This is a genomic window from Providencia sp. PROV175, assembly GCF_032707045.1.
Classification (GTDB): domain Bacteria; phylum Pseudomonadota; class Gammaproteobacteria; order Enterobacterales; family Enterobacteriaceae; genus Providencia; species Providencia hangzhouensis.
Genome location: NZ_CP120533.1, coordinates 1,931,298 through 1,945,062, shown reverse-complemented (window position 1 = coordinate 1,945,062; position 13,765 = coordinate 1,931,298). Strand labels below are relative to the sequence as shown.

The following is a 13,765-nucleotide window of genomic DNA, read 5'->3' as shown; positions in this document are numbered from 1 at the left end:
TTATTTATGGCCAAGGCCAATGAAATCAAACGTGGTTTTGCAATAAACTACAATGGCAAATTATTACTTGTAAAAGACATTGATATTCAAGCACCTAGTGCTCGTGGAGCGAGTACATTATATAAAATGCGCTTTACTGATATCAAAACGGGCCAGAAAGTTGAAGAGCGTTTCAAAGGCGATGATATTTTAGAAACAATTTCCCTAACCCGTCGTGGAGTGAGCTTTTCTTATATTGATGGTGATGAATATGTCTTTATGGACAATGAAGACTATACTCCCTACCTTTTCAAAAAAGCCGATATTGAAGAAGAATTACTTTTCATTCCTGAAGAAGGGTTACCAGGAATGCAAGTGTTAACAATGGATGGGCAAGTTCTTGCTTTAGAGTTACCACAAACGGTTGATATGGTCATTATTGAGACAACCCCAGCAATTAAAGGGGCTTCGGCTAGCGCACGAACTAAGCCTGCAACGATGGCTACAGGGTTAACAGTTCAAGTTCCTGAATATTTAACAACCGGTGAAAAAATTCGTATTCATATCGCTGAGCGTCGTTATATGGGCCGTTGTGATTAATTTCTGCTTTTGATTTGAAAGAAATAAGCCTTTATATGCCTATGAATTTATTGTTCATAGGCATATGTCATTAAAATTAAACATTGCATACCTTCTCATCTTAGTTTGCTATATTCAATTTGTGTTCGTCTCAAAATTAATCGTATTTTATTGTGTAAATACCTAGGGTTTTATCTTTATTAATCCAGTTGAATTGTTGAGTACCTTTTTGATTCGGAAGCAACATTTCTTGATTCTTTAGTTTACGAATATCTGCAGATGCGGTTTCCAATTTACCACTATCATTCCAGCATTTGGTTTCTACTTTATTCGCATTGGCTTCGACAATACAAGGCGCTGCTACAATAGCTCCAGTAAATCGAATAACGCCTGTATTGCTGCGTTTTACCTCACTGTTTTCAGATGCAAATACTGAAAAGCTTGAGTTCAATGCTGTTACTGCTAAAAAAGCCATTACCATTTTTTTTACTGAGCTATTCATAACGAAATTCCCGTTTAAAATTATGTTATCGTCACTTCCTGTAATTTATTTACAGTTAAAGTATTTATTTGGCTGAATTGCCTGAGGACGACATACTAATTCCAAAGGGATATTAATAATTTCATTTATAGCCGTAGTTTTTTATTTTTTGTTTTATTATTTATCAAAACAAAATATATGACTTGCCTCACACTTAATTAACCACACAAAATGCAACACTTTATAAATATAATCTATTAGCATTGGTCAATTAATTTATAAAAATCGTCGCTATGCCATTTTAGGTATATCTATATATCAAACACCTTAAACTTGTTAAAAAAAGTGTTTATTATCATGAATATGAACTTAGATAAAAAAATTTTATTACCTTCTGAAAACTTGATCGCATCAGGCAGGCAACGTGCTTGTTATCAGCATCCTGAGTATAATCACCTATGTGTAAAAGTTCATTTAAGTGGGCGAGATGATAAAGAAACATTAAGAGAGGTTCGCTATTATAAACGCTTGTATAAAAGGAATCTTACCGTAAAAACGATTTCTCATTACTATGGCACCCAGCAAACTGATCGGGGGCTAGGGTACGTATTCCAATTAATCAAAGATAAGACAGAAAATGTTTCAAATACTTTAGATTATTATCTAAAAAATAAACAAGTTTTTTTGAAACATAAAAGAAACATGAAAATTGCTTATGAGCAATTTAAAAAGAACATATACAAAGAGGCTATTACCACGATGGCGCTCAAAACTTATAACATCGTTTATCAACTAGGCTATAAACCTTATGGTCAATTTATTATTATAGATAACCTTGGCTCATCTAACCTAATCCCCATTGATTATTTCTCAACTAGAATTGCTCGTTCCACCCTAAATCGCCGGTTTGCTGATTTCGAACAACGACTTTATCGTGACTATAATCTTAAGATATAGACACATTCCTCGCCCCCTATTTTGCTGTCACCATTAAATATCTAGTTATATTGACGTATTATTAGAGTTGCTCTAACAATACATTGGTTATGAATGGTTATGGTAGAATGCTACTCACTAGTCGATATTAATATTGTGGAGAATTGCTAATAAATACAACCAAAAAATACTGATATACATACAGTACTTTTATTTTTTAAATTATTTTCTGAGCGTTTTTTATTCTAATGGACTTTCTTAACAAAAATTAAGCTGTTTATTTGAGTACAAACACACTCCCTCTAAATAAAAACTTAAACTTCTTTACACTTCTAGTTTGAAAGCTCCTTAATTATGCAAATTCACTGAAATAACACATAGAAAAGTGTGATTTAGTTCATATTTTACTAGTTAAAAATACCATCTTTATAAGTAATATCCTTCATTGTAGACAATTGTCACATAAACCAATGGCAAATAGGCACTTTTATCTAATGTTTTGTAAATTTCACCCCTATTAACTCGCCATTTTGCTTTTGTTTATGTATGCTCTTAAAGGTTTGATTTGGTACTACTACGATGCTGAATCTTCTAAACAAAAAAATGTAAAGAATGTCTTAGTAAATTTAGTAAATATTGATATATCTCCTATACTCAATAAGTCACTAAATATGACTAGTACACTCGAAGTTTAGTGGTACTACGATAAACACTTTCTGCGAAAAACACAGTTTTGCCATCTATAATGCGTTTTTCACAGGGATAAGTTTAGTTTTTTTGTGTCTTTTTACACAATAAAGTACTAAAAAGAAAAATGGTAAGGGATATATATAAGAATGCTAACCTCTGAAAAACTTAAGCGCTATGCTTGGCGCATTGTTCCGGCAATTGCAATCGCCGTAACGCTCACAGCATGTACCAACCCAAAGTCAGCTAAAAACACACAATATACTGCTAAATCAGATACTCGTATGCTAAATGGTTCTGCGGGTGACTCATTGACGATGGCATCTCAAGATGAATTCGAAGAGTTAGTACAAAGTGTTGATACTAAATCTAAAATAATGGATCAATACGCAAGCTGGAAAGGCGTAGCTTATCGTCTTGGCGGCACAACAAAGAAAGGTGTTGATTGCTCAAGTTTCGTACAGAGAACATTTCTTGAACAATTTGGTGTTGAACTCCCTCGTACGACCTCTGAACAAGAATCCTCCGGCAAAAGCGTAAAACGTAATAATCTAAAAGTCGGTGATATTGTTTTATTTAAAACAGGCCGTACTATGAAGCATGTTGGCATTTATATTGGTGACCAAAAATTTGTCCATGCATCAACCAGTAGTGGTGTTATCGTTTCTGAAATGACTAACTCTTACTGGAGCAAAAGATATTACGCAAGTAGACGCATTATCAACGGTTCATAAATTTTTGTAGTACCCTATATCCCCTTTCCAATAAAAAAGCTTCCATTTGATGGAAGCTTTTTTATTGGAAATCTTTACTGACTAAATTTAGTGGTAGTCATCCGATTTTAAATCAAAAATAACTCAGTCACCAAATTCCACCTCATGATGATACTCATCCAAAAAAACAGTTTTAAATATAGAGCCAAATAAAATCAGTAAGCAAAAACAGTAATAAACAGTCGAGCCATCATTACTAAACTAAGATTAAAACATACTCAAAGCTAAGCACTATAAAAACCAGAAGAAAGTTCTGCTATAGCAACACCTGAAGCTTTTAAACGGCACATAGCGGCTAACTCATCATTAGCATGAATAAATAGGCAAATTTCTTTCTGCCACTCTAAGATCGCATTAGCAATCTGCATGTCTGATAATGATTCAGACAATTGCTGCATTGCAATACAGTCTGTCGCACAGTCATGGCTAAGCAGTTTCAGCCCCACAAGCTTATCGCTATCGACATCATTCATAGGCACAACTTCAACATCGGTACCTTTTTTGCCTGATAACCAGCGGTAGCTTTGCGGTAGCCTGTGCACCACCGAAAGACCTAATTTTTCCACAAACATATCCTATTGAAACATTTTAGTATTTTGCCAAGTATTGATATTTACTTTCTTACTTGACCTAACACGGGCTTAAGCCAATCATTCATCGTTCAAACCGAACTTTTAGTTATCTAAAAAGTGACATTAATGTTAAATAACGAATCATAAATATAACATTAAAAAAACAAAATGTCGTTAAATTTTTGTGACATAAATCATTGCATATTCATTTTAATAGCAAATATCTTAAAATATAAACTAATTTTGATCGCTACATCCTAACATCTTGCATAAAACACTTAACTTTTTTTTACATTTGTGAAAAGAAAATAGTAAAAAACAGTTTATTTTTGAAGTAAATCCAAATTTTTATTAATGAATAATGTTGCAATGCATATCAAATCACAAAACATAAATTTAACAAATTCAGCTGTAATGATAATTGATTTAGATCATTTTTCACTAAAGATTATTAATACCACTGCGTTATCACTCGACTTTATCGAGCAATCACTTTTATCTCTAATAGATAAATGAATTATATGGGAAAGTAACTAGAACAAACTTTGATTAGTCCGTTATAAATAATGAAGAAGAGAATTGAGTGTTCTCAGTTTCATCCATGAAACTTAAAAACATATGATTTATTTTGTTTTTTTGGCTAGTAAAACAAATAACATCGAGAGCGCCACGCAAGCAACCATTGAGCCGACCATTGGCCATGCGCTCTGAGCAGGTATTAGTGATAACAAAGTTCCAACGAGTGCGCCAATTGAAAACCTTATTGTTCCTGCCAATGAAGAAACGGTTCCTGCAATATGTGGATAATTATCCAAGATCACTGCCATTGCATTCGACGTGATCATCGCTATACCACTAACATAAATGGCAACGCCGATTACCAGTGTCCAAAAATCTAGCGCAAAGGCTGTTGTCGCTAGCAACCACACCCCCATTACAAATTGAATAATAATACCAAAATAAAGCATTTTTTCGGCACCAAAATGCCTAACATAGCGGCTATTTATTGTCGTCATAATAAATAGGAAGATGATATTGATACCAAAATAGTAGCCGAAATTCTGTGGAGATACCCCATTTAAATCGATATACACAAAAGCGCCTGCATTTAAGAACGAAAACATCCCTGCAAAGGAAAATGAACTCGCTAATATGTAGAACAGTACCTGTCTTGCCCTAAATAAAGTAGCAAACTGCCTTAATGTTGTACCAATATGAAACTTCTGCCTTTTAGCTACGGGTAATGTTTCTCGCACAAAACAGCTCACTAAAACGACAGCGATAACCGCGGCAATGGCGATGCTCCAAAAAATTGCATGCCATGAGAACCAGCGCATTAGCTCCCCCCCTAAAATAGGGGCTAACAACGGTGCGATTGTCATCACTAAGACAACAAAAGACATACTTCTTGAAAATTCATCACGAGTAAACATATCCCGCATAAGTGCGTTAATCACAACACTTGCAGCGGCAGCAGCAAAACCATGTAAGAAACGTAACCAAATCAGTGAATCAATCGATTCCGTAATAGCACAGGCTGCTGATGCGATGGCAAAAACGACGACCCCACCTAAAATAACAGGTTTACGCCCAATGCTATCTGCCATCGGACCATAGAATAATTGCCCTATAGCAAAACCAAAAATGTAGCTATTGAGCGTCATCTGAATGCGCCCTTCATCTACATTAAAATAATGCATCATCGTCGGAAAGCTTGGTAGGTACATATCGATAGCCAATGGCATTAACATCGATAATAAACCTAGAATTAATATCAGCCCCAAATAGGATGAACGCTGCTGTTGCACTCTTTAAACTCCTGCTGTTTTTTTACGTGGTACATTAATACTATTGATCTCTTCTTCCGTCAGTGGGCGGTATTCTCCTGGTTCAAGTGTCTCATCTAGCCAAATTTCGCCAACGCGTTCACGATGCAGCCCACAAACATGGTTCCCTACCGCAGCAAACATGCGTTTTACTTGATGATAGCGCCCTTCACTAATCGTCAATCGGACATCTCTAGGGCTAATAATTTCCAGTTTCGCCGGTTTAGTTGGGTGTTTTTCGCCGTTAAGCATGACCCCCTGAGCAAACTGTTCGGCAACATCATTGGCGATATCGTCACTCAATTGAACTCGGTATGTTTTTTCACAATGATGCTTCGGTGAAGTAATGCGATGTGACCACTGACCATCATCAGTTAATAAGACAAGACCCGTTGTGTCGATATCTAAACGTCCTGCTGAATGCAGTTTTTGTGCGAGAGGCTCATCAATAAAAAAAAGAATTGTTGGATGTGTTGGGTCATCTGTTGAGCAAATATAGCCTTGTGGCTTATGTAACATAAAATAACGCGGCCCAGTAACTTGCACGAGGACATTACCATCATAAGCGACTTCATGATCAATCGTAACTTGAAAGGCCCCTGACTTAACGATTTCATCATCAACCGTTACAAGCCCTGCGCGCAATTCTCGCGCTACCAAACTTCGGCTTATCCCTAATTGCTGGGACAAAAATTTATCCAGTCGCATAGATTCTCTTAACTTGATGGAATGCCAGCGAAGCGTACAATAACGCTCAACTGTCAGAATATAGAGTGAAAGGGTGTTGTGATTGTTATCACATTATTCATTATAACAATAACCCCTGTGAAGTGATAGCTTCACCTAAGCAGCTGACATCTTTAGACAGACTCATCGTTTTAAATTAAATTTAACGTCATTCACCTGATTTAATTACATAATACTGAATAATATGCCTTTTATTTTACGCCCTTATCAACAAGAAGCTGTCGATGCGACAGTGAGTTATTTCCGTAAGCAGACTCACCCGGCTGTGATTGTCTTGCCTACTGGCGCAGGTAAAAGCTTAGTGATTGCCGAATTGGCTCGGCTCGCTCGAGGACGAGTGCTGGTATTAGCTCATGTGAAAGAGTTAGTTGAACAGAACCATGCTAAGTACCTCGCATATGGCCTGCAAGCTGATATTTTTGCCGCGGGACTGAATCGCAAAGAGTCTCAAAGCAAAGTCGTTTTCGGCAGTGTGCAATCCGTTGCTCGCAATCTAAAAGCATTTGATGCACATTTTTCCCTAGTGATTATTGATGAGTGCCATCGCATAAGTTTGAATGATAAAAGCCAATATCAACAAATTATTCAAGTTTTACAAGCTAATAACCCTTCATTACGTATTTTAGGATTAACAGCCACCCCTTACCGCCTCAACAGTGGCTGGATTTACCAATACCATTACCATGGCATGGTACGTGGTGATGAAAATTGTTTTTTCCGAGAGTGTATTTATGAACTCCCCCTACACTATATGATTAAAAACAAATTCTTAGTTCCACCTGAACGCTTAGACATGCCTGTTTTACAATATGATTTTAGCCAAGTTTCACTAACATCATCGGGTATTTTTAACGAACAAGAACTTAATTTGTCATTAAAAAAACAACAACGCATTACGCCTAAAATTATTGAGCAAGTTATTGAATATGCAACACCGTTACAAGGCTGCATGATCTTTGCTGCGACGGTCGAGCATGCCAAAGAAATTCTGAGTTATCTACCGAAGAATAGTGCGGCATTAGTGACGGCTGAAACCCCAGCAATTGATAGGCAAGCAATTATTAAGCAATTTAAAAATAAAGAATTACATTATCTCGTTAACGTTTCAGTATTAACAACAGGGTTTGATGCGCCTCATGTCGATGTGATTGCTATTTTGCGGCCAACAGAGTCAGTCAGCTTATACCAACAAATTGTTGGCCGAGGATTACGCCTTTATGAGGGAAAAACACGCTGTTTAATCTTAGATTACGCAGGTAATCCACACGATTTATTTCGGCCTGAAGTGGGGTCAAGTCAACCAAATTCAACCAGTGTGCCTGTGCAAGTTTTTTGCCCATTATGCCAATTTGCGAATATTTTTTGGGGAAAATGTACCTCTGATGGGCAAATTATTGAACATTACGGCCGGCGCTGCCAAGGCTGGGAAGAAGATGAAAATAAGCAGAAAAAACAATGTGAATTTCGTTTTCGGTTTAAACAATGTCCACACTGTGGTGCAGAAAATGATATAGCGGCTCGTCGCTGTCAAAAATGCCAAGAAGTGCTTACCGACCCTGACGATATGCTAAAAGCCGCCTTAAAACTCAAAGATGCGTTAATTATTCGTTGTGGTGGTATGCAATTCATTACAGGGAGTGATAACAAAGGTGAATGGATTAAAATCAATTATTATGATGAAGATGGAACCTGTGTTTCAGAACGTTTTCGCCTAGCCACACCCGCACAAAAACGCGTGTTCGAATATCGTTTTTTACGTGAGCATCAGCGTGCCCCAGGTGTTCCGTTTAAGTGGAATAATGCAAATGATATATTAGTGCAACAATCTTTATTACGATATCCCCAATTTATTGTCGCGCGCAAAAAAGAACGCTTTTGGGAAATTCGAGAGAAAATCTTCGATTATCAAGGGCGTTTTCGCGTTGCTGCTCCCCTGTCATAACGTGAAAATGATCATAATGATTGCTGGATGGCCGATTTTTCGTTAAAATGCCGCCCGCCTTCCGATATCTTGTTCTATGAATAGATTATCCTAGGCCAAATCTCGAACCTGCTGCTGGGTCGCCTGTAGCAGGAATTTATATTTTCTTTTTATAGAGAAATAGTAATGTTAACTATCAATGCAATTGAACGTAAAGAGCAGGGTAAGGGTGCGAGCCGCCGCCTGCGCAGAGATAACCAGCTTCCAGCTATCGTTTACGGTGGCAACCAAGAAGCTATCTCTGTAACTCTTAACCACGATGAAATCATCAACCAAGAAAGCAAAGCAGAATTTTACGAAGTTCTGAATCTGGTTATCGATGGTAAAGAAACAAAAGTAAAAGTTCAGGCTGTTCAACGTCACCCATTTAAGCCAAAAGTGACGCACATTGACTTCCTGCGCGCTTAATTAAAGCCCACAGCCGAGCTTTAGAAATTTTCGGGACGCCGAGTAAATAACGCCGCAATTGCGGCGTTATTTATTTCTACCTCTTCAACACCACAACCTATTTAGTACCACGGCGTTGTAATTGATCACGCAAATTAGGTGGTGTGCCACGAATGGTTAACGTATCAGTGACAGGGTCCCAAAAGATACGCTCCCCCATGAGCATCGCATCAAAGCTAATCGTGATCCCGCCACCACTCCCCGAAAACTTCGTTAATTGCTTTAACGTTCCTCTATCGGCAGGGAAACTTTCTTCGAGTTGATAATCATTTTGGCGAGCGAAATCGTCAAAGCTTTGTTCTTCAACCATTGGCAGCTCTTTTGCCAACGCCTGTAGCTCTATTTCCTCTCCAGACTGTAATTGTTCTGTGCAATAACTATGTACTTGCTGGCGATAAGCTTGGCGCGTATTTTTGTCCATTTGTGCATTGTCACAAAAATCATCAAGTGCCTGAACCAAGCCTTTATTCTGAACTTTTGCGTTTAACCCTTCAGATGCAGCCAGAAAATCCATAAAGAAATCAGAAACTTTCCGCCCTACTCTACCTTTTAAGAAAGTTAAATAGCGTTTTGACTCAGGATTGGTTTCCCATTCGGTTAAATCAATACGTGCGACAATATCTGCATGAGGAATATCTAAATAATGTGTCGTGCCTAAATCCAATGATTCTGTGACAAACATGCTGTCACAACTATTGAGCACCGCAATTAATAAGTATTCGACCGCGAGGTAACGGTATTGACAAAAGAGAACCACGCCCCCTTCCGCAAAAGGATATTTGGCTAATTCATCTTTCAAGCGAACCGTCATCGCACGGCTGAAACCTAAAAATTCTTCTTCGCCCTTACGCAATAACTTTAACGCATCAGCAAGTTCACTTTCTTCGTTAAATTCACCAAATGCTTTACTTTTAGCACTATAGACGCGGTGTAATTCTGCCATCATGTCTTGTACGACACCATCTGCTGTCAATAAAGAATCCCGCAACATCACCTCTAGGGTCTGCTCATCTCTTTTAATTAGCTGGTGTAAAGCTATCTGGTTAATTTCCAGACTCATTGTTGGCTCCTTCGTTATAGCGAAAATAATGTTGCGCGTATTCAAACATTGATATTATTCATCTGCAACAGAAACCATCATTTGTTCTATTTTTAGCCTGATTACGCTGAACTAATACGCACTTTACGAATCTGAATTAACATTATTCCCATTTAAACAAAAATTTGTTGCGAAGAAAGAAGAAAAACCAACTGTGATACGCTATGATATGTAGCTTTCATTAATTTAGGATGTCTCAATTTATGCCACAATCATCTCGCTATAGTGATGAAAAAGTTGAAGGTTTACTTTCTGACCTCGTGAGTGTGTTAGAAAAAAATCACACCCCTGTTGACCTTTCCCTCATGGTGTTAGGTAATATGGTAACGAATCTGCTGAATACGTCGGTTGCGCCTGCGCAACGTAAAATGATTGCAGAATCATTCGCAAATGCATTACTTTCTTCTGTTAAAGAAGATCAATCACACTAATTGATTAATGAAATAAACAGTATGGTCACCCACCTGCGCTACCGTGACAAAGTCTCTAACATGATTGGTTGGGGGCACTGGTTTGCACTATTCAATATACTGCTTAGCCTCGTGTTAAGTAGCAGCTATCTGTTTATTTTTGATTGGCCAGATACCTTAACTGGCCGAATTTATGCTTTCGTCAGTTGGTTAGGTCACTTTAGTTTTGTGGTCTTTGCGACTTACTTGCTAATTATTTTTCCACTGACCTTTATTGTTATGTCTCAGCGGTTGCTGAGGCTACTTTGTGTTGCCCTTGCAACGGCAGGAATAACACTATTAATCTTTGATATCCGTGTTTTTAGTCAATTCGGTTTGCATTTAACACCGCAAGTTTGGGACTTGGTCATCAACCCAACTAAGGGGGAAATGGCTCGTGAGTGGCAACTGATGTTTATCAGTATTCCCATTATCTTTCTTGTTGAAATGTTATTTGCGACTTGGAGTTGGCAAAAACTACGTAGTTTAAACCGCCAAACATTCGGCAAACCTCTGGCGGCTATTTTTATTGTGACTTTTATTATGTCACATCTGATGTATGCATGGGCCGACGCTAATTTTTATCGCCCTATCACCATGCAACGCTACAATTATCCATTGTCGCAACCCATGACAGCTCGCAAGCTACTTGATAGGTATGGTCTATTAGACTTAACCGAACATCAAAATCGTGTATTCCAACAAGGTAGCCCAACGGCACTTAAATTAAACTACCCATTGAAACCTTTAAGTTATTATGACCAAGGCGCTGATTACAACTTATTATTGTTGGTCATTGATGATCTAGGGGATAAATCTCAACAAGATTCTATGGGGGCGTTAAACGAATTTAAAGAAATCAGTACGCAGTTTACGAATCACTACACGACTGGGCTACGTAACGATACTGCGCTATTTGGCCTATTCTATGGTATTTCATCGACTTATTTCGATAATATTCTCAATGGCCGCCACCCATCAGCGCTAATTGAAGCCTTACAACATCAAGGGTATCAGTTTGGTTTATTCTCAACAGATGGCTTTAATTCTCCATTATTCAGACAAGCTATTTTAGCTGATTACTCATTACCTGCAAAAACTGCAGATAATGACAACTTAACCGTTACACAGTGGAATAACTGGCTAGATAACCTTAAGAACGGCTCGCCTTGGTTCTCTTTCCTGAATATTAAAGGAACACCTGGAAGTGCAAAAACGAATGAACAAATCAATCGCGTAATGGCCGCATTACAACGTGATAATCGCTTGCAAAATACCATTGTTATTGTGACGGCAAATTACAATAACCAAGGAAAAGCAGAAAACGAATGGTTAGATGGTAAACGCTTCAACCGTGATAATATGCAGGTACCACTGTTTATTTATTGGCCAAACACACCTGCACAGCAGATAGATAAGCTAACAAGCCATCAAGATGTGATGACAACACTGATGCAGCGTTTATTACATGTCAGTAATCCACCTGATGATTACAGCCAAGGTGAAGATTTATTTAGTGTTAAACGTACTTACCCATGGGTAATCACGGGTGACAACGACGATGTTGTCATTACCACAGATAATGCCACCCTCTACATGGATCAAAATGGCCAGTTTAATATCTACGATAAACAAGGTGCCATAGAACGAAATGAAAAACCTGATTTGGCTGAGTTGTTGAAAATCTTTACTGAATTAAAGCGTTTTAATGAAAATTAGTGCTTAAATATCAACCAGTCGCATCATAAGTCTATTGCTTTTAGAAGCAAATTGAGTAGTATTAATCAAAGTTCGGCATGTAGCGCAGCTTGGTAGCGCACCGTCATGGGGTGTCGGGGGTCGTAGGTTCAAATCCTATCATGCCGACCAACTTTTTATAGAAAAACCAACCTGTTACGGTTGGTTTTTTTGTATCTAAATTTTAGGTGGGTAAAATGGGGTCCCCCAAAAACTTTCACTTCTACAAATCAGTCGAATACAGCCACTCAACACTTCTTAATTAAAGCTGGCTTTATTCCTAGTGGCTACATTGAAAATTTAGATGATAATGACCCGGTACTTATCTATTGCTATAAACTTGATTAAAACCATCTACATAAGGAACTATAATAGCGCTTTATTCATCACAAGCGTTTGTAAGGCGTGATTAAATTGCTGATAGACTTCTTCTGCTATCGCTTCTGGATAACTTAATACCCTAAGCTTATGTGGCTTATTTCCAGGGTAATAACTTGGATGTGCGTGTGCGTATTCGTTTTGCTGAAAACCGCAATGTCGATAAAAAGACCAACGCTTTTGGCTCACATCATCAATAATAGGGTCAATTTCTAGGATCACTTTACCTACATCATGACAAAACTGTTTTAATACCTTTTGCCCATAACCTTGCCCTCTTAATACAGGAGAAATAGCAAGATGTTCGATGTAATAATAATCTTCGATTTTCCAACACCCAATAAAACCAATAAAAATGTCATTTTCTTTGAAGCTGAACAAATAATAATCACTATGATTTAATATTGCTTCTCTTCCTTGGTAGCTTCTTTGTTCATATAATGGAAAAGCTGTGTCATACAACTGGTTAATCATTGCTACCGTTTGGCGATCTTCACTTGAAACTCTTAAACCATATAACATTTAATCGTTACTCACTTTCATAAAATATATTTTTTAGAATAGCTATTTTAAACTTTCTGACAATTACTTATCGAGCACTAATAATATTAACCTACTGTTTTGTCTAAATATTAGTTTTCCACTTAATTCACTGATAAAAATATTTTTGCCTCTATATTGACTTTTTTACCTAATAGTTCTAAAAATACTGTATATAAACACAGTTCTTATTAGAGGCTATCATGTTACGTATCGAAGTTTTATTTGATAAGAATGCTCCACAAAAACCGAGCTCAGTTGTTTTGCAAGCACTTGAAACTGAGATTTTACGCAAACTTCAAAACCAATACCCGGACATGGTAACGCGGGTTGGGTTTAGTTCACAACAACGCGTGAATATCTCAGGTACAAAAATAGCGGAGGATAAAACGCGTATTGAAGAAATACTGGAAGAGATCTGGATGGATGATGGTTGGGTCCCAGAAGAAGAACAAGTAGAATAATACGTTTCTAGAAAGGAATAAACTTATGAGCCTGTAATTTAAATTGTATATTTGTCTACTTTTGATATGTTAAATCTAACAACAAAGTAG

The 13,765-nt window shown here is 37.5% G+C and carries 14 protein-coding genes and 1 tRNA gene; 9 read left to right on the top strand and 6 right to left on the bottom strand.

Annotated features, from left to right (window positions below):
* The first annotated feature begins 6 nt into the window (after positions 1 to 6).
* Positions 7 to 579 carry an elongation factor P-like protein YeiP gene (gene yeiP / locus P3L44_RS08500; protein ID WP_140172548.1) on the top strand — a complete coding sequence of 191 codons (573 nt, stop codon included), beginning with the start codon at positions 7 to 9 and terminating at the stop codon, positions 577 to 579.
* A 136-nt stretch (positions 580 to 715) separates the two neighbouring features.
* Here the strand turns inward: yeiP and P3L44_RS08495 are convergent, their stop codons facing one another.
* A complete protein-coding gene (locus P3L44_RS08495; RefSeq protein WP_004253122.1) occupies positions 716 to 1,060 on the bottom strand; it encodes a hypothetical protein in 345 nt (114 codons plus the stop codon).
* 336 nt (positions 1,061 to 1,396) lie between these two features.
* Between P3L44_RS08495 and P3L44_RS08490 the strand changes: the two genes are divergently transcribed.
* Positions 1,397 to 1,996: a YrbL family protein gene (locus P3L44_RS08490; protein ID WP_272662196.1), complete on the top strand. Its 600-nt coding sequence runs from the start codon at positions 1,397 to 1,399 to the stop codon at positions 1,994 to 1,996.
* Positions 1,997 to 2,811: 815 nt separating this feature from the next.
* Positions 2,812 to 3,396 carry a bifunctional murein DD-endopeptidase/murein LD-carboxypeptidase gene (mepS, locus tag P3L44_RS08485; RefSeq protein ID WP_004253117.1) on the top strand — a complete coding sequence of 195 codons (585 nt, stop codon included), beginning with the start codon at positions 2,812 to 2,814 and terminating at the stop codon, positions 3,394 to 3,396.
* Positions 3,397 to 3,659: 263 nt separating this feature from the next.
* Here mepS and P3L44_RS08480 read toward each other — a convergent pair whose 3' ends face one another.
* The 3 genes from P3L44_RS08480 to rsuA form a co-directional block, all read right to left on the bottom strand.
* On the bottom strand, positions 3,660 to 4,001 hold the full coding sequence (locus P3L44_RS08480; RefSeq protein WP_102137693.1) for a hypothetical protein: 342 nt from the start codon (positions 3,999 to 4,001) through the stop codon (positions 3,660 to 3,662).
* 629 nt (positions 4,002 to 4,630) lie between these two features.
* Positions 4,631 to 5,815: a Bcr/CflA family multidrug efflux MFS transporter gene (locus tag P3L44_RS08475; protein ID WP_140172550.1), complete on the bottom strand. Its 1,185-nt coding sequence runs from the start codon at positions 5,813 to 5,815 to the stop codon at positions 4,631 to 4,633.
* A gap of 3 nt (positions 5,816 to 5,818) precedes the next feature.
* Positions 5,819 to 6,541 (bottom strand): 16S rRNA pseudouridine(516) synthase RsuA, encoded by a 723-nt coding sequence (rsuA, locus tag P3L44_RS08470; RefSeq protein WP_140172551.1) that lies wholly within the window; start codon positions 6,539 to 6,541, stop codon positions 5,819 to 5,821.
* 223 nt (positions 6,542 to 6,764) lie between these two features.
* On the opposite strand from rsuA, the gene P3L44_RS08465 reads away from it, so the two are divergent.
* Both P3L44_RS08465 and rplY read left to right on the top strand, forming a co-directional pair.
* The gene (locus P3L44_RS08465) at positions 6,765 to 8,522 is read left to right on the top strand and encodes a DEAD/DEAH box helicase (RefSeq protein WP_140172552.1); all 1,758 of its coding nucleotides are present in this window, start codon (positions 6,765 to 6,767) and stop codon (positions 8,520 to 8,522) included.
* Positions 8,523 to 8,687: 165 nt separating this feature from the next.
* A complete protein-coding gene (gene rplY / locus P3L44_RS08460; RefSeq protein WP_004260060.1) occupies positions 8,688 to 8,969 on the top strand; it encodes a 50S ribosomal protein L25 in 282 nt (93 codons plus the stop codon).
* A gap of 97 nt (positions 8,970 to 9,066) precedes the next feature.
* On the opposite strand, the gene yejK is transcribed toward rplY, so the two are convergent.
* Positions 9,067 to 10,068, bottom strand: coding sequence for a nucleoid-associated protein YejK (gene yejK, locus P3L44_RS08455; RefSeq protein ID WP_004260056.1), 1,002 nt, complete (start codon positions 10,066 to 10,068; stop codon positions 9,067 to 9,069).
* Positions 10,069 to 10,310: 242 nt separating this feature from the next.
* On the opposite strand from yejK, the gene P3L44_RS08450 reads away from it, so the two are divergent.
* From P3L44_RS08450 to P3L44_RS08440, 3 genes are all read left to right on the top strand, one after another.
* Positions 10,311 to 10,538, top strand: coding sequence for a YejL family protein (locus P3L44_RS08450; RefSeq protein WP_004911940.1), 228 nt, complete (start codon positions 10,311 to 10,313; stop codon positions 10,536 to 10,538).
* A 21-nt stretch (positions 10,539 to 10,559) separates the two neighbouring features.
* The gene (gene yejM, locus P3L44_RS08445; RefSeq protein ID WP_140172553.1) at positions 10,560 to 12,275 is read left to right on the top strand and encodes an LPS biosynthesis-modulating metalloenzyme YejM; all 1,716 of its coding nucleotides are present in this window, start codon (positions 10,560 to 10,562) and stop codon (positions 12,273 to 12,275) included.
* A 73-nt stretch (positions 12,276 to 12,348) separates the two neighbouring features.
* Positions 12,349 to 12,425: transfer RNA gene (locus P3L44_RS08440), tRNA-Pro, on the top strand.
* 234 nt (positions 12,426 to 12,659) lie between these two features.
* On the opposite strand, the gene P3L44_RS08435 is transcribed toward P3L44_RS08440, so the two are convergent.
* The gene (locus P3L44_RS08435; protein ID WP_272662197.1) at positions 12,660 to 13,193 is read right to left on the bottom strand and encodes a GNAT family N-acetyltransferase; all 534 of its coding nucleotides are present in this window, start codon (positions 13,191 to 13,193) and stop codon (positions 12,660 to 12,662) included.
* Positions 13,194 to 13,414: 221 nt separating this feature from the next.
* On the opposite strand from P3L44_RS08435, the gene P3L44_RS08430 reads away from it, so the two are divergent.
* A complete protein-coding gene (locus P3L44_RS08430; RefSeq protein ID WP_140172555.1) occupies positions 13,415 to 13,675 on the top strand; it encodes a DinI-like family protein in 261 nt (86 codons plus the stop codon).
* Positions 13,676 to 13,765: the final 90 nt, after the last annotated feature.